The sequence below is a fragment of the Terrabacter sp. Root181 genome, assembly GCF_001428505.1.
GTDB lineage: Bacteria > Actinomycetota > Actinomycetes > Actinomycetales > Dermatophilaceae > Terrabacter.
In genome coordinates this window covers 129484-145500 of sequence record NZ_LMHU01000007.1, presented here as the reverse complement: position 1 = coordinate 145500, position 16017 = coordinate 129484, and the positions used below count along the sequence as shown (strand labels likewise).

Here is a 16017-nt window from a genome sequence, read left to right as displayed (position 1 = left end):
AGCCGGGCCTACCCGGCGCGGCGCAGGCCACCGCCCCGGCCCGCGCGACCCGGTCGGCCGCCGGTGGTCGTGCCCGCGCGTGACCCCGGGACGTCGTGGTCGAACCCGACGACATCGTGCGCCGAGGCGACGGCGGGCTCGAGCTCGCTGCGTACGGAGCCGGCGCCGCCGACCGGGCAGGTCCAGGACCCCTCGAGCTCGACGATGCGCACGCCCGGAGCCTCGAGCCAGCGAAGCAGGATCTCGGTCTCCTCGGTGAGCGCCGAGGGCCGGTCGGGCGTGGGAGCCGGCACGACCTCGGCGGTGGCCTGCATCGAGTGGACGTAGGGCATCGGGTCGGCGCCTCGCGGACTGACGACGACGCCTGCCATGCGGCCGTGGCGGATGGCGACGAGCTCCCACCCGCCGAGGTCGCTGCGGCGTGCGGCGATGATCTCGGGGGAGCGCACGAGGGGGGCGAGTCGTTGCGCCCGGGCCGCCCCCCGGACGAGCTGGAGGAAACGGTCGCGCACCCGGGCCGCGTCCTCGAAGCGCTCCTGGGAGGCCAGCTCCTCCAGCCGGGCGCGGAGCAGCTCGGCGCCCGGTCGGGCGTTGCCGGTGAAGATGGCGCGGCACTCTGCGACGACGACGGCGTAGTCGCCCTCGGACTGCGCCCCGGTGCACGGGGCGCCGCAGCGACCCATGTCGGCCAGGGCGCAGGCGGTGCCGCGGCCCGTGAGCCGGCCGGTGCACTGACGCAGCGGCACGACCTCGTGGACCGCGTCGATGGCCGCCTGGGCGGTGGCCCGGGACCGGAACGGGCCGATGTAGTGGGCGTCGTCGTCGCGCACCTGCCTGACGATCGACAGGCGCGGGAAGCGCTCCTGCGTGAGCTTGACCCACATGACCTTGCGGCCGTCCTTGGAGCGTCGGTTGAAGCGTGGCTTGTGCTCGTCGATGAGCCGCAGCTCACGCACCTGCGCCTCGAGCGAGGTCTGGCACACGACGGGGTGGACGACGTGGGCGAGCCGCACCATCTCGGCCATCCGGCTGCGTTGCTCGGAGGCGGTGAAGTAGGTGCGCACGCGGGTGCGGATGTCGCGGCTCGTGCCGACGTAGAGGACGCGGTTGCTGCCGTCCTTGAAGAGGTAGACGCCGGGAGCGCTCGGCAGCGGGTCTGCGAGGAACCGCTTGCGCCGCTGCGAGGGGGTGACCCGCGAGCTGTAGCTGGAGAGCTCCTCGAGCGTGTGCACCCCGAGGTTGCCGACGCGCTCGATGAGCCCGTGGAGCACGTCGACCGTGGCGCGCGCGTCGTGCAGGGCCCGGTGGTCGGGGGCGGTCGTGGAGCCGAAGACCTGGGCGAGCGAGGAGAGGCGGTGGTTCGGGGACTCGTCGCGCACGACGAGCTGACGGGCCAGCTGGAGGGTGTCGAGGACGGGGAAGCCGGGCCACGGTGCGCCGACGCGGGCGGCGGCAGCCTTGAGGAAGCCGATGTCGAAGCCGGCGTTGTGGGCGACGAGGACGCTGCCGGCGGCGAACTCGAGGAAGGCGGGCAACGCGCTGTCGATGCGCGGAGCGTCGCGGACCATCGTGTCGGTGATGCCCGTGAGGACGGAGATGAACGCCGGGATGGGCTCGGCCGGGTTGACGAGGGTCTGGAACTCGCCGAGGACCTCGCCGCCGCGCACCTTGACGGCGCCGATCTCGGTGATGCCGCACTGGGCGGGTGACCCGCCTGTCGTCTCGAGGTCCACGACGACGAACGTGACGCCGGCAAGGGGGGTGCCGAGGTCGTCGAACGTCGCCTGGATCGCTTGCATGACCTCGACGGTATGCCGGGGCGCCGACAATGCCCCGGAGGCGCGTCGGTCGCAAGCCCTTCTGCCACAAGGGGTCCGGGCCGCGTCCCCCTTCGTCGCGGGGTCGCGCCCCACGTCCGTGGCCACCGGTCCACGACCGGACGGCACGCCGGCAGGTCGGGCGCACTGCCCGGCCTGAGGTCCGCCGGTGGGTGGGCAGTGTCGGTGGGGCCGCTTAGCGTCCTTCACGACAGATCGCAACGAGAGACGAAGGGTTGGACCACGATGATGCTCGTCGACTGCCAGACCTGCCCGGTGCGGGACGTCCACTGCGCAGACTGCATGGTGACCGCGCTGACGGCGATCCCGCTGCGTCCGGGCGCGACCCCGCCCGGCGCCGACACCGACGGCCACGGGCGCACGGGCGCACGGGCGGGCCGTTCGCGCGCCGTCGGCGACACCCGCGAGGTCGACGGGGTCGTGACGGCGCCCCTCGACCGTGCCGAGCGACGGGCCGTGTCGGCCTTCGTCGCGGCGGGCCTCGTCAACGTGACCACGGCCAACGCGGCGCGGGCGGAGCTCGACCCCGTCGAGGTCGAGACCCGCCACCGAGCACGACGGGCCGTGTGAGCCCTCCGGGCAACCGGCGCCGCGACCTGTCGCTGCGACAGGTCGCCGCGACAGGTCCGCGTGACACGATGTCGCCGTGTGCAGCCTCCGTCGTCGAAGCCCTGCGCGGGACGCGGCCTCGGCGGTCCTGGCCGGAATCACGTCCCTGACGCTCGTTGCCTGCACGCCGGCCGGTCCTGGCGCAGGCGTGTCGACGTCCACGGCAGGTGCGCCGACCCCACCCGTTGGCGCGACAGCCGTCGCCTCCGACGTCACTGCGGAGGCGTGGGCGAGCGCCCGTCAGCGCGCGGTCACGAACCTGCTGCGCACCCGGTTCGCCGCCGTCGAGCGGGCCGACGAGGCCGGCTGGCTCGCGCCGTTGCAGGGCTCTTCGTCCACGCCGTTGCGGATGACGCAGGCCGCCGTCCTCGACCGCATGACCCGCATGGCGGTGGGGAGCGTCCGGCTCGTCGGTGTGCGCGAGACCACCGCGCCGGTCCCGGCGGCCCGCGGGACGGCGGTCGCGTGGGACGTCAGGGCGAGCCTCACCTACAGGCTCCGAGGCTTCGACTCCGGTCCGCGATCCTTCGACCTCGACCTCACCCTCAAGGCTGACCCGTCGAACCCGTCCGGTCTGCTCATCACGGCGTCGTCACCCTCCGGACGGCCGCAGCCCTGGGACCTCACGGGTCTCGTCGTGCGGCGGTCGGACACCGCCCTGGTGCTGGCCGTGGGCGACGACGAGCGGGTCGAGGAGGTGGTCCGTCGCGCACGGACGGCGGCCTCGCGTGTCGCGGCCGTCTGGGACGGGGTGCGGCCCGCCGTCTGGATCGCCCCGGCCACCGATGCCGACGCCGCGAGGCTGCTCGGGCGCGCGGCCGACGACCTCTCCGGCGTCGCCGCCGCCACGGACGGTCCGCTGACGCCGGGGGAGCGAGCGGGGGCCGACCGCATCGTGCTCGTCCCCGGGGCCTGGTCGTCCCTGCGCCCTGACGGGCGCGACGTCGTCATGACGCACGAGCTGACCCACGCCACCGTGCGCGCGTCGACCACCAGGGCGGTGCCGGTCTGGCTGTCCGAGGGCTTCGCCGAGCTCGTCGCGTACGAGCCCATCGACCTGCCCGAGGCGACCGTCGTCGCGCCGGCGCTCGAGCGGGTCCGGGCGTCCGGCCTGCCGCAGGCGCTGCCGGCGGACGCGGACTTCGACCCGGGCACGCACGCGCTGCCGGCGGCATACGGCCTGTCCCTCCTGGCGTTGCGCACCCTGGCGGACGCGCACGGCACCCAGGCCGTCGTCCGTCTCTACCGAGCCGCGGCGGGCGGGCTCGACGTCCCGACCTCCCGGATCGACGACAAGGAGGCCGCCGTCGACGCGGCCCTGCGCGCCTCGACCGGCATGACGCGTGCCGCGTTCGTGCGGGACTGGCAGGCGCGCATCCGCGACCTGCTGCGCTGAGCGGGTCAGGCGTAGAGCTTCTCGACCTCGTCGGCGTAGTCCTTCATGACGACGTTGCGCTTCAGCTTCAGCGAGGGCGTCAGGTAGCCGTTGGCCTCGGTGAAGTCACCCGGCAGGACGGCGAACTTGCGGATCGACTCGGCCTTGGATACGGCCTCGTTGGCCCGGTCGACGGCCTCCTGCAGCGCTTCGAGCACTTTCGGCTCGGTGCGAGCCTGGTCGAGGGACACGCCCTCGACGCCGTGCGACTTGGCCCAGAGCGGCCACATCTCCTCGTCGAGCGTCACGAGCACGGCGACGAACGGCTTCTGGTCGCCGACGACGATGCACTGGGAGACGAGCGGGTGAGCGCGCAGCCGGTCCTCCAACACCGCCGGGGCGACGTTCTTGCCGCCCGCCGTCACGAGGATCTCCTTCTTGCGCCCGGTGATCCGCAGGTAGCCGTCGTCGTCCATCTCGCCGATGTCACCGGTGTGGAACCACCCGTCGACGATGGCGTCGGCCGTCGCCGTCGGGTTGGCGTGGTAGCTGCTGAAGACGCCGACCCCCTTGAGGAGGATCTCGCCGTCGTCGGCGATGCGGATGCCGGTGCCGGGCAGCGGCGGTCCGACGGTGCCGATCTTGATCTTGTCGGGCGTGTTGACCGCGACCGGGGCCGTGGTCTCGGTCAGGCCGTAGCCCTCGAGGATGACGACCCCGATGCCGCGGTAGAAGTGGCCGAGCCGGGTGCCGAGCGGTGCTCCGCCGGACACGGCGTAGCGCACGTGCCCGCCCATGGCCGCGCGCAGCTTGCCGTAGACGAGGCGGTCGAAGATCGCGTGCTGGAGGCGCAGCAGCAGGCCGGGCCCACCGGAGTCGAGGGCCTCGCTGTAGGCGATGGCGACCGTGGCCGCCCGCAGGAAGATCTTCCCCTTGCCCTCGGAGGACGCCTTGGCCTCGGCCGAGTTGAAGATCTTCTCGAAGACACGCGGGACGGCGAGCACGAAGGTCGGCTGGAAGCCGGCGAAGTCGTCGAGCAGGGTCTTGATGTCGGCCGAGTGGCCCATCCGGGCACGGCCCGCGACGCAGAGCACCTCGATGAAGCGTGCGAAGACGTGGGCGAGCGGCAAGAAGAGCAGCGTCGAGGCGTTGTCGCTGAGGACGACCTGACCGAGCTTCTCGATGGCGTTCTCGGCGAGGTCGAGGAAGTTGCCGTGGGTCAGCTCGCAGCCCTTGGGCCGCCCCGTCGTGCCCGACGTGTAGATGATGGTGGCGACCGACCGGCGGTCGAGGCCGTCGCGACGAGCGGCGAGGTCGGTGTCGGAGACGTCCCGCCCCTTCTCGCGCAGAGCCTCGAGCCCGCCGCCGTCGATGGTCACGACGTCGCGGAGCGAGGGCAGGTCGCCCCTGACCTGCTCGACGGTGGACCGGTGGGCATCGGTCTCGACGACGACGACGTGCGCGTCGGAGTCGGAGAGGATCCACTGGACCTGCTCCGCGGAGGACGTCTCGTAGATCGGCACGACCACGGCGCCCGCACTCCAGGCGGCGAAGTCGACGAGGGTCCACTCGTAGCGGGTGCGTGACATGAGGGCCACCCGGTCGCCGGGCTGGAGGCCCTCGGCGACGAGGCCCTTGGCGACGGCCGCGACGTCGTCGGCGAACTGGGCCCAGGTCACGTGGGTCCACCCACCGGAGGGCGTCTTGCGGGAGAACGCGGTCTCGCTCGCGCTCTCCTTGGCGTTGCGCACGGGGAGGTCCGCGAGGCTTCCCTCCGTCGTGACGGGGGCAAGTGGTGCGACGACGTTGTCCTTCACTGTCACTCCTGATGGCGGGGCGGGGAACTGTGCTGCACCTTACCGATCGGTAACCGCGCAGACCACGTCACCGTGATCACAGGGCGTGGTCCGAGGTCGGGCGCGCCACCCGTCGGCGCAGGGCTGCCGTCGTCCCCATCTTGGCACGTGCCCGACGCGCCGTGACACCCGCGGGGACAACCACCCGACGGGCCGTTGGTGACGCGATAGCCTTCGGCGCATGGCCGATCGCACCGAGTCCTCCATCGTCATCGACGCCCCGCCCGGCGAGGTGCTCGACGTCATCGCGGACTTCGAGGCCTACCCCGAGTGGGCGGGTGAGGTGAAGAACGTCAACGTCCTCGCCGAGGAGGGCGACGGCTGGGCCGACCAGGTGCAGTTCACGCTCGACGCCGGCGCCATCAAGGACACCTACGTCCTCGACTACGAGTGGGACGTCGTCGAGGACGGCACCGGGGTCGTCTCCTGGTCACTCGTGTCGGCCCACGTCCTCAAGGCCATGATCGGCTCGTACACCCTCGCGAGTGACGGCACGGGCACGAAGGTGACCTACCGCCTGTCCGTCGACGTCAAGATCCCCATGATCGGGCTGCTCAAGCGCAAGGCGGAGAAGGTCATCGTCGACACCGCGCTCAAGGAGCTGAAGAAGCGCGTCGAGGCCTGACCGACCGTGACCCCGAACGACGGTCCAGGCGCAGCCCCGGCCGACCCCGACCAGCGCGACCAGCGCGACCAGTCCGAGCCGACGAACGAGACCGGGTCGACGCGCCCCGGCGACCCTCCGCCCCCGGGCAGCGTCGCTGCCGAGGCCGCGCTGCTCGTCGAGCTGCTCTCACGCCGCAGCTGGTCGAGCACCTCGGGTATGCCGTCCGGCAGCTCCCGGGGTGAGCGTGCAGGGAGCGCCGCGCACGACCACGACGCGGACGCGGGTCACACGACGGGGGACCCGACGGGTCCCGGAACCGCCGGCCGACCCGACGGGCCGGCGGGGGAGTGCACCTGCGGGGGCACGACACCTGCCGCGTGCCGCGTGTGTCCCGTCTGCCAGCTCATCGCGTTCGTCCAGCAGGTCAACCCCGACACCATCGAGAAGGTCGCCGACTTCGTCGGCTTCGCGGCCACGGCCCTGCGCGACCTCGCGACCGCCCAGCGGGAGCGACGGACCGAGACCGACACGACCGGGACCGACACGACCGGGACCGACACGACCGGGACCGACACGAGCGAGACCCAGACCGACGAGACCGGGCCCGGAGGCAGCGCATGAGCAGGCGACTCGCGATCGGCATCGACATCGGCGGCACGAAGGTCGCCGGTGGTGTCGTCGACGAGTCAGGGGCCATCACCCACCGCACCCGTCGTGACACGCCGCACCGCTCGACCTCGCCCGCGGTCGTCGAGAACACCATCGTCGAGTCGGTCGAGGAGCTGCTGAGCCAGGTCGACCCCGAGGACGTCGTCGCCGTCGGCATCGGCGCCGCGGGCTTCGTCGCCGAGGACCGGGCCACCGTCGTCTTCGCGCCGCACCTGTCCTGGCGCAACGAGCCGCTGCGCGATGCGTTGTCCCAGCGCATCGCGCTGCCCATCACCGTCGACAACGACGCCAACGCCGCGGCGTGGGCCGAGGCGACCTTCGGCGCCGCCCGGGGTGAGTCGCACGTCGTCGTCATCACCCTCGGCACGGGCATCGGCGGCGCCCTCATCATCGACGGCAACGTCCAGCGCGGGCGGCACGGCATCGCCGGCGAGTTCGGCCACATGCAGATCATGCCGGGCGGCGCACGCTGCGAGTGCGGCAACCGTGGCTGCTGGGAGCAGTACGCCAGCGGCAACGCGCTCGTGCGCGAGGCCCGCGCCATGATCGAGGCCGGGTCGCCCGTCGTCGCCGACCTGCTCGCCCGTCTCGGTGGCGACGCCAGCGCGCTGACCGGCCCCTTCATCACCGAGGCCGCCCGCGAGGGTGACCCGACCGCGCGCGAGCTGCTCGCCGACATCGGCGAGTGGCTGGGCATCGGGCTGGCCAACCTCGCCTCGGCCTTCGACCCGGGTCTCTTCGTCATCGGCGGCGGCGTCAGCGCGGCCGACGAGATGCTCATCGGACCGGCCCGCGAGGCCTTCCGTCGTCAGCTCCCGGGCCGCGGCTACCGGCCGGAGGCGCGGATCGTGCGCGCCGTGCTCGGCAGCGACGCCGGCCTCATCGGCGCGGCCGAGCTGGCGCGCGCCGGCCGCTGAACCCGTGGCCCCTGGACGACCGGAGCACGTGCTGCGGGTCATGAGCTACAACGTCCACGACCTGCTCGACGACCGGGCTGCGGCCGTCCGTGTCGTGCGGGCCGTCGGGCCCGACGTGCTGTGCCTGCAGGAGGTGCCCCGTCGGCTCACGACGGAGCTGAGGCTCCCGTCCTTTGCGCGCGACTGCGGCCTGGCCCGGCACCGTGGACGCCTCGGCACCGGTGGCACGGCGGTGCTCACGGCGCCGAGGGTGGTCGTCCACGGTGTCCTGCGTGGTCGCCTCCGGGTCCGCTTCCCCGACCGCACACGGGGGTACGCCGCTGCGACCGTCTCGCTCCAGGCGGGCGGTCCGTCGGGTCCCGCCGTCACCGTCGTCAGCGTGCACCTCGGGCTTCGCGCGTCCGAGCGGGCCAGGCACGCCGCGGCCGTGCTCGCCGCGCTCGACGGAGGCGGCGGGGTCGGTGATCGCGCCGTCATCGCGGGGGACCTCAACGAGGGACCCGGCGGGACGGCATACGACCTCATCGCCGCGCGCTACGCGCCGGTGTCCGGCGACGCACCGACGTTTCCCGCCCGTCGACCACACACCGCGCTCGACGTCGTCTTCGCCGGTCCGGGGCTGCAGGTCGTCCGGTCCGCGGCGACGCACGTGGACGAGCGGGACCTCGAGGCGGGTTCGGACCACCGGCCGGTGTGGGTCGACCTCGACCCCACGGCAGCCTGACGGCCCGGGCAGCAGCCTGGCGAGGCTAGACCCGGGTGCCGTCGTCGAACGGGTCGCGCTCCGTGCCGCCGCGCAGGACGAGGAGCACGAAGCCGACGACGATCATGGTCAGGGCCGTGACGACCCACCAGTCGCTGCCGTCCCGGTCGAAGAAGAGGACGTAGAGCAGCAGGAGCGGGCCACCGACGAGCCCGCCGACGATCGCCCAGAACATCGGGTCGGTCTCGGCCGAGGGGAGGTCGATCTCGGACGGCGGGACGAAGTGGTCGTCGCCGTCCGACGGGTCGTCGGCGGCGTCGCGGCGCGACGTGGGGCCGCGCCACGCGTGGGACGTCGTCGGGGCGATCGGCAGCTCGAGCAGACCGGACGACGCCGACGGGCTCGCGCCGCCGGGGCCGGGCTGCTGTGGCGGCGCCGCGGGGTCGACGCCACGGCCGTCGTCGGGGCGGCGCTCGACGGGGGAGTGCTCCGAGTCGGGTGCGGACGGCGTGCCGGCCTGGGCGGTCCCGGCGTCCGGGTCAGCGAGCGACACCGGGTGGGACGCCGGATCGGAGGGCTCCGCGGGCGACGCGGTGGTGTCCGGCGCCGTGGTGTCACGGCGCTGCGGCTCGGGGGCCTCGTCATCCCATCCGGCGATGATGCGCGCGAACTCCGCGTCGAGGTCGCGGTCACCCATCGCAGGCCTCCCCGGCCGTCGGGCGGGGGAGTGCGGCAGACACGCCGAAGGCCCCTGCGGCGTCGGGACGGACCGTCACGGTGGGGCTCCTCGGGCGAAGCGACTGGACCTGCTGATCCTCGCATGCGCCGCCGTCGGTGCGCGAGTGTCGTAGAGTTCGAGCCGTCACAGACGGAAGGCGGACACGGTTGTTCTACTGGTTCCTCAAGACGATCGTCATCGGGCCGATCATCAAGCTCCTCTTCCGTCCGTGGGTGGAGGGGGAGGAGAACATCCCCGAGGAGGGTGCCGCGATCTTCGCGAGCAACCACCTGTCCTTCTCCGACTCGATCTTCCTCCCGCTCGTGGTGTCCCGTCGCGTCACCTTCCTCGCGAAGAGCGACTACTTCACCGGGCGCGGCATCAAGGGCCGGCTCACCGCCGCCTTCTTCAAGGGCGTGGGCCAGCTGCCCGTCGACCGGTCGGGTGGCAAGGCGAGCAACGCGGCGCTCAGCTCGGGGCTGAAGGTCCTGGGTCGCGGCGACCTGCTGGGCATCTACCCCGAAGGCACCCGCTCGCCCGACGGCCGCCTCTACCGCGGCCGCACCGGCGTGGCGCGGATGGCGCTCGAGGGCAGGGTCACCGTGATCCCGGTGGCCATGATCGGGACCGACAAGGCGCAGCCCACCGGCAAGGTCATCCCGCGCATCATGCGGGTCGGGGTGCGGGTCGGCAAGCCGCTCGACTTCTCCCGCTACGAGGGCATGGAGGACGACCGCTTCGTCCTGCGCTCGATCACCGACGAGATCATGTACGAGCTGATGCTCCTGTCGGGCCGGGAGTACGTCGACATGTACGCCACGTCGATGAAGGACCGCCTCGTCTCCGCGGCCCGGGCCAAGGCCCGCGAGCTCCAGGAGGCCGCCAAGCCCGGCAGTGCCGCGCCCGAGCTCGAGGAGGCGCTCGACGCCGCCGAGGGCAAGTCCCGTCAGGCGCCTGCGTCCACGCCGTCCACGCCGTCCACGCCGTCGGCCGATGACGCGGACCCCACGGACGCCCGGTCCGACGACGACGGCGACACTCCCGTCGTGGCGGCGTCCTGAGGCCATGGACCCCACGCGCCGCGGCGCTGGTCCGGACCACGAGGGTGGTCCCGGCGCCGAGGTGATGCCGGCCCCGGTGCCGCCCCTCGACGGCGTGGCCGTGGCCGCCGACGCGCCGGTGGCCGCGTCGACGGTGGCGGTCCTCGACGACGAGCACGCCATCGTGCGCGGGCTGTGGCGAGGCGTCGACGTCTTCCGCTGCCTCGCCCTCGCGTATGCCGTGTGGTCGGTCTGGGAGCGTCACGAGCAGATCGCCCACCTCGTCGGGGCGGTCGCCATCCTCGCCGTCCTCGCCGGCTGGACTCTGGCCGTCACGCTGCGGCCGGTGCGCACGGTCCGCGCCTACACGATCGAGCTGGCCATCGGCTGCTCCGCGATCCTTGCGACGCGGCTCGTCGACGACCCCGAGGTCATCACGGCCGGCGCCAAGACGATCCCCTCGATCTGGCCGACCGCCGCCGTCGTCGGGTTCGCCGTGCTCCGGGGCTGGCGCGGTGGTCTCGCCGCCGCCTCGCTCGTCGCGGCCTGCTCCTTCGTCGAGGTGGTCCAACCGACCCCCAACACCATCACCAACTCGATCTTCGGCCTCCTGCTCGGCGGCTGCATCGGCTACTGCGTCGACCTCGCCCGCTCGAGCCACGCGGCGCTCGCCGAGGCGATGCGGCTCGACGCCGCGCGCGCCGAGCGTGACCGGCTCGCCCGGACCGTCCACGACGGGGTGCTCCAGACGCTCGCCTTCATCAACCGGCGGGCGACCGACATCGGCGGGGAGACGGCGCGGCTCGGAGCGATGGCCGGCGAGCAGGAGCGGATCCTGCGCACCCTGGTGAGCCAGACGGACCTCTCCGAGGTGGGGCGCGCCCTGAGCGGCGACGTCGACCTGCGCGGCCTGCTGCGCCACGTCGAGGGCGAGGGCGTCCAGCTCGTCTCGCCCGCCGACGCGGTACTGCTGCCCCGACGGGTCGCCGACGAGGTGGTCGCCGCCGTGGAGGCTGCCCTGGACAACGTCCGCAAGCACGCGGGTGACGACGCCCGGGCCTGGGTGTTGCTCGACGACGACGGCGACGAGATCGCCGTGACGATCCGCGACTCCGGTCGCGGCGTGCCGTCCGGGCGGCTCGAGGAGGCCGTCGGTCAGGGACGTCTCGGCGTATCGTCGAGCATCCTCGGTCGGCTCGCCGACCTCGGCGGCACCGCGAGCATCACGTCGGGACCCGCGGGCGGGACGACCGTCGAGCTGCGGATCCCCAATCGCCGGACGGCGCGCCCGACGAACCGGCACCATGGTCGCCGGACGGACACGACGACCGACCGGACGACCGACCGGGCGAGCGAGGCCCGGACCAGGGGACGAGGAGCATCGTGACGGACCAGGAGGAGGCCATGCCGCAGCAGGGGAGCAGCACGCCGCCCGAACACATCCGGGTCGTCGTCGCCGACGACCACCCGATGTGGCGTGACGCCGTCGCCCGTGACCTCGCCGACGCCGGGTTCGAGGTCCTCGCGACCGCGGACGACGGCCGGTCGGCCGTGGCCCGGACACGCGCGACCGTGCCCGACGTCCTCGTCCTCGACCTCAACCTCCCGGGCCTGTCCGGCGCCCAGGTGTGCGCCGCCCTCGCCGCCGCCGAGGTACCGACCCGCATCCTCATCCTCTCGGCGAGCGGCGACCACCAGGACGTCCTCGACGCCGTCAAGGCCGGCGCGTTGGGCTACCTCGTGAAGTCGGCCGGCCGGGAGGAGTTCCTCGCCGCGGTCCGCGCGACGGCAGCCGGCGAGCCGGTCTTCACGCCGGGTCTCGCCGGCCTCGTGCTCGGCGAGTTCAGGCGGGTCAAGGCCGCCGGTGGCGGGAGCCCGGAGCGGCCCATCCCCGAGCTCACCGACCGCGAGACCGAGATCCTCAAGTACGTCGCGACCGGCATGGGCTACAAGGAGATCGCGGCGACGCTCTTCCTCTCGCACCGCACCGTCCAGAACCACGTCCAGAACATCTTCGGCAAGCTCCAGATGCACAACCGCGTCGAGCTCGTCCGCTTCGCGATGGAACGCGGCCTCGACCTCGGCGACCCGACGTGAGCCCACCGGCCCCCGCGAGGGGGCCGGACGGCATACGTCGTCGGTGACTCGGCGCGCGCCGGAGGTTTCGGGATGCGGACCCCGGCGGGAGCACCCCCGCGCGACGTCTACGCTGTCGGGGTGAACACGAGGACCGTCACCGCCGATGCCGGCCTCGAACCCGTTGACGGGTCCGAGGCCCTCGCAGCCCTCACGGCCGCGGCCACCGAGCTCGAGGCCCAGCAGCAGCCTGCCTGGCCCGACACGGCTGCCCTGGCCGAGGTGATCGAGACCCTCGCCTCGTATCCTCCGCTCGTCTTCGCGGGCGAGTGCGACATCCTCACCGACCGGATGGCCAAGGCCGCCGTCGGCGAGGCCTTCGTGCTCCAGGGCGGCGACTGCGCCGAGACCTTCGCCTCCGCGACCGCCGACAACATCCGCGACCGCATCAAGACGATCCTGCAGATGGCCGCCGTGCTCACCTACGGCGCCTCCGTCCCCGTCATCAAGATCGGGCGCATGGCCGGGCAGTACGCCAAGCCGCGCAGCTCGACGGTCGAGACCCGTGAGGGCGTCACCCTGCCCGCCTTCCGCGGCGACATGGTCAACGACTTCGCCTTCCACGAGACCGCCCGCATCCCCGACCCGCAGCGCCTCGTCCGCGCCTACCACGCGAGCTCGGCGACGCTGAACCTCGTGCGCGCCTTCACGACAGGCGGATTCGCCGACCTCCGCCACGTCCACGACTGGAACCGCGGCTTCGTGGCCAACTCGGCCAACCAGCGCTACGAGAAGATCGCCAAGGACATCGACAAGGCGATGCGCTTCATGTGGGCCTGTGGCGCCGACTTCGACGCCATGCGCACCGTCGAGTTCTACGCCGCCCACGAGGCGCTGCTGCTCGACTACGAACGCCCGCTGACGCGCATCGACTCGCGCTCCGGCCGCCTCTACGACACGTCGGGGCACTTCGTCTGGGTCGGCGAGCGCACGCGCCAGCTCGACGGCGCGCACGTCGACTTCGTCTCGCGCATCAGCAACCCGATCGGCGTCAAGCTCGGGCCCAAGGCCGACATCGACGAGGTGCTGCGCCTCATCGACAAGGTCGACCCGAACCGCACGCCCGGCCGCCTGACGTTCATCACCCGCATGGGTGCCGGCACGATCCGCGACGCGCTGCCGGCGCTCGTCGACAAGGTGACCGCCTCCGGTGCCACCGTGACGTGGATCTGCGACCCGATGCACGGCAACACGTTCGAGAGCCCCTCGGGCTACAAGACGCGCGACTTCGAGGACATCGTCGAGGAGGTGCGCGGCTTCTTCGAGGTGCACCAGTCCCTCGGGACGATCCCCGGTGGCATCCACGTCGAGCTCACCGGCAACGACGTCACGGAGTGCCTCGGCGGCGCGGAGAAGATCATCGACTCCGACCTCGAGAAGCGCTACGAGTCCGTGTGCGACCCGCGTCTGAACCACCAGCAGTCGCTCGAGCTCGCGTTCCTCGTCGCCGAGATGCTCGGCCAGGCCTGAGTGGTGGCGGCCACGAGCCCCTACCGGGCGGACCTGCTCAGCGACACCCTGACCCGCCCGACCGAGGCCATGCGCGATGCCATGGCGCGCGCGGAGGTCGGCGACGACGTCTTCGGTGAGGACCCGACGCTGCGCGCCCTCGAGGAGCGCGTCGCCGGGATGCTCGGGCACGAGGCCGCGCTCTTCACGCCCTCGGGCTCGATGGCCAACCAGCTCGGCGTGCGGCTGCACGTCAGGCCGGGGGAGGAGCTCATCGGCGACTCCCTCGCCCACGTCGTGCGGGCCGAGCTCGGGGCGGCCGCCGTGCTCTCGGGCATCTCGTCGCGCACCTGGGTGTCCGAGCGTGGCCGGTTCCGGGCCGGCGACGCGGCGTCGCTCATGATCACCGGTGTCGGGCCCTACCAGGTCTGCACGTCCCTCGTGATCGTCGAGAACACCCACAACTTCGGCGGCGGCACCGTGCAGTCGCTCGACGAGATCCGGCGGGCCCGCGAGGTGACGCGCGAGCGAGGCGTCGCCATGCACCTCGACGGGGCGCGGCTCTTCAACGCCCACGTCGCCTCCGGCGTGCCGATCGGGGACTACGGTCGCGAGTTCGACACCGTCTCGATCTGCCTGAGCAAGGGCCTCGGGGCGCCCGTCGGCAGCGTGCTCGTGGGCTCTGCCGACGCCATGGCCGAGTCGCGCATCTGGCGCAAGCGCTTCGGTGGCGGGATGAGGCAGGCCGGGATCCTCGCTGCCGCAGGGCTTTTCGCCCTCGACCACAACGTCGACCGCCTGGCCGACGACCATGCCCGAGCGCGACGCGCGGCCGAGGCGATGGCCGAGTCGGCTCCCGGCGCCGTCGACCTCGCCACGGTCGAGACCAACATCGTCATCGTCGACGTGGCCGCGGTGGGCTGGACGTCCGCCGCCTTCGTCGAGGCAGCCCTCGCCGCCGGCGTGAGGACGTATGCCGTGGGGCCGGGTGCCGTGCGCCTCGTCTGGCACCTCGATGTCGACGACGCGGGCACCGACGTCGCGATCGACGTCCTCACGGGCCTGCTGCGCTCGGCGCCCACCGCCGCCTGACCCGAGCCCCGACTCCTCGCACCGAACGCCGCGTTCGGTGCCGAACTCACTGGTAGAACAGCGCTTTCGCCACCGAACGCCGCGTTCGGCGGGGAGGGCAGGTGGGGGTCAGACCTCGTGGTGGAGGGCCTCGGCCGGCAGCTCACCCGGGCGTCGGCGCGCGAGGAGCTCGACGGCATACATCGCTGCGAGCACGAGCGCGCCGCCGACCACCATCCGCAGCGTCGCGGTCTCGTCGCCGAGCGTCACCGCGAAGAACGCCGCGAAGACCGGCTCGAGGGTCATGACGATCGCTGCCCGCGTGGCCGGCATGTGCGCCTGCGCCCACGTCTGCACCCACAGCGCGAGGATGCTCGCGAAGACGACCATGTAGAGCACCGACGCCCACTGGGCCGGCGTGCTCGGCAGGATGACGCCGCCGGGCACCGCACCGACGACGCACAGCAGCGCGATGACGACCATCTGGACCACGGACAGTCCGGTCGCGATCTCGGACGCGCTGTAGCGGCCGAGACCCACGATGTGCAGTGCGTAGAGGGCGGCGGCGAGGAGGGTGATCGCCTCTCCGACGCCGACGGGGAGCCCGTTGAGGGACAGCAGCGCCAGGCCCACGGTCGCGAGCCCGACCGCGGCCCAGGTGGACCCGGCCACGCGTTCGCGCAGCAGCACGGCGGTGAAGACCGGGGTGAGCACGACGTAGGTGCCCGTGATGAAGCCCGACACGGACGCCGGGGTCGTCGCGAGCCCCTGCGTCTGGAAGATCTGGGCCAGACCGTACAGCGCACCGAGGCCGACGCCGACGAGGACCTGCTGGCGGCTCAGGGCGCGCACCGGTCGCCAGAACACGATGAGCATGATGACGGCCGACAGGCTGAAGCGCACCGCGAGGAAGTCCACGGGAGGCACGGTCTCGAGGAGGTTGCGGATGAGGAAGAACGTCGAGCCCCACACGGCCGTCAGGGCGACGAGGAGCAGAGTGGCCAGGCGCGTGCGCGCCGCAGGGGTCAC

Annotated in this window: 15 protein-coding genes; 11 read left to right on the top strand and 4 right to left on the bottom strand. The window is 72.8% G+C overall.

Annotated features, from left to right (window positions below; all coding sequences use genetic code 11):
* Positions 1-8: 8 nt before the first annotated feature.
* Entirely contained in the window at positions 9-1799 is a 1791-nt protein-coding gene (locus ASD90_RS14810; RefSeq protein ID WP_056758085.1) for a DEDD exonuclease domain-containing protein, read from the bottom strand.
* Positions 1800-2063: 264 nt separating this feature from the next.
* Between ASD90_RS14810 and ASD90_RS14805 the strand changes: the two genes are divergently transcribed.
* A complete protein-coding gene (locus tag ASD90_RS14805; protein ID WP_056758082.1) occupies positions 2064-2408 on the top strand; it encodes a hypothetical protein in 345 nt (114 codons plus the stop codon).
* Between the two features lie 187 nt (positions 2409-2595).
* The gene (locus tag ASD90_RS14800; protein WP_056758079.1) at positions 2596-3843 is read left to right on the top strand and encodes a hypothetical protein; all 1248 of its coding nucleotides are present in this window, start codon (positions 2596-2598) and stop codon (positions 3841-3843) included.
* A 5-nt stretch (positions 3844-3848) separates the two neighbouring features.
* On the opposite strand, the gene ASD90_RS14795 is transcribed toward ASD90_RS14800, so the two are convergent.
* Positions 3849-5639, bottom strand: a complete 1791-nt coding sequence (locus ASD90_RS14795) for a long-chain fatty acid--CoA ligase (protein ID WP_056758078.1) — start codon at positions 5637-5639, stop codon at positions 3849-3851.
* Positions 5640-5859: 220 nt separating this feature from the next.
* Between ASD90_RS14795 and ASD90_RS14790 the strand changes: the two genes are divergently transcribed.
* From ASD90_RS14790 to ASD90_RS14775, 4 genes are read left to right on the top strand one after another with little or no spacing between them, the layout of a single operon-like run.
* Positions 5860-6303, top strand: a complete 444-nt coding sequence (locus ASD90_RS14790) for an SRPBCC family protein (protein ID WP_056758075.1) — start codon at positions 5860-5862, stop codon at positions 6301-6303.
* Between the two features lie 6 nt (positions 6304-6309).
* Positions 6310-6906: a hypothetical protein gene (locus tag ASD90_RS14785; protein WP_056758072.1), complete on the top strand. Its 597-nt coding sequence runs from the start codon at positions 6310-6312 to the stop codon at positions 6904-6906.
* Entirely contained in the window at positions 6903-7871 is a 969-nt protein-coding gene (locus ASD90_RS14780) for an ROK family glucokinase (RefSeq protein ID WP_056758069.1), read from the top strand. The genes ASD90_RS14785 and ASD90_RS14780 overlap by 4 nt, the downstream gene beginning before the upstream one ends.
* A 40-nt stretch (positions 7872-7911) precedes the next feature.
* Positions 7912-8595 (top strand): endonuclease/exonuclease/phosphatase family protein, encoded by a 684-nt coding sequence (locus ASD90_RS14775; protein ID WP_056758904.1) that lies wholly within the window; start codon positions 7912-7914, stop codon positions 8593-8595.
* 25 nt (positions 8596-8620) lie between these two features.
* On the opposite strand, the gene ASD90_RS14770 is transcribed toward ASD90_RS14775, so the two are convergent.
* Entirely contained in the window at positions 8621-9271 is a 651-nt protein-coding gene (locus ASD90_RS14770) for a hypothetical protein (RefSeq protein WP_056758066.1), read from the bottom strand.
* Positions 9272-9459: 188 nt separating this feature from the next.
* Here ASD90_RS14770 and ASD90_RS14765 point away from each other — a divergent pair, with 188 nt between their 5' ends.
* The 5 genes from ASD90_RS14765 to ASD90_RS14745 all read left to right on the top strand — a co-directional run bounded on the left by ASD90_RS14765 (position 9460) and on the right by ASD90_RS14745 (position 15009).
* The gene (locus ASD90_RS14765; RefSeq protein ID WP_056758064.1) at positions 9460-10353 is read left to right on the top strand and encodes a 1-acyl-sn-glycerol-3-phosphate acyltransferase; all 894 of its coding nucleotides are present in this window, start codon (positions 9460-9462) and stop codon (positions 10351-10353) included.
* Between the two features lie 4 nt (positions 10354-10357).
* A complete protein-coding gene (macS, locus tag ASD90_RS14760; protein ID WP_082588755.1) occupies positions 10358-11719 on the top strand; it encodes a MacS family sensor histidine kinase in 1362 nt (453 codons plus the stop codon).
* Between the two features lie 17 nt (positions 11720-11736).
* A complete protein-coding gene (locus ASD90_RS14755; RefSeq protein WP_056758901.1) occupies positions 11737-12429 on the top strand; it encodes a response regulator transcription factor in 693 nt (230 codons plus the stop codon).
* A 72-nt stretch (positions 12430-12501) separates the two neighbouring features.
* The gene (locus ASD90_RS14750) at positions 12502-13938 is read left to right on the top strand and encodes a class II 3-deoxy-7-phosphoheptulonate synthase (protein WP_056758060.1); all 1437 of its coding nucleotides are present in this window, start codon (positions 12502-12504) and stop codon (positions 13936-13938) included.
* A 3-nt stretch (positions 13939-13941) separates the two neighbouring features.
* Complete coding sequence (locus tag ASD90_RS14745; protein WP_082588795.1) at positions 13942-15009, top strand: low specificity L-threonine aldolase; 1068 nt, start codon at positions 13942-13944, stop codon at positions 15007-15009.
* Between the two features lie 108 nt (positions 15010-15117).
* Here the strand turns inward: ASD90_RS14745 and ASD90_RS14740 are convergent, their stop codons facing one another.
* The gene (locus ASD90_RS14740; protein WP_056758057.1) at positions 15118-16017 is read right to left on the bottom strand and encodes a DMT family transporter; all 900 of its coding nucleotides are present in this window, start codon (positions 16015-16017) and stop codon (positions 15118-15120) included.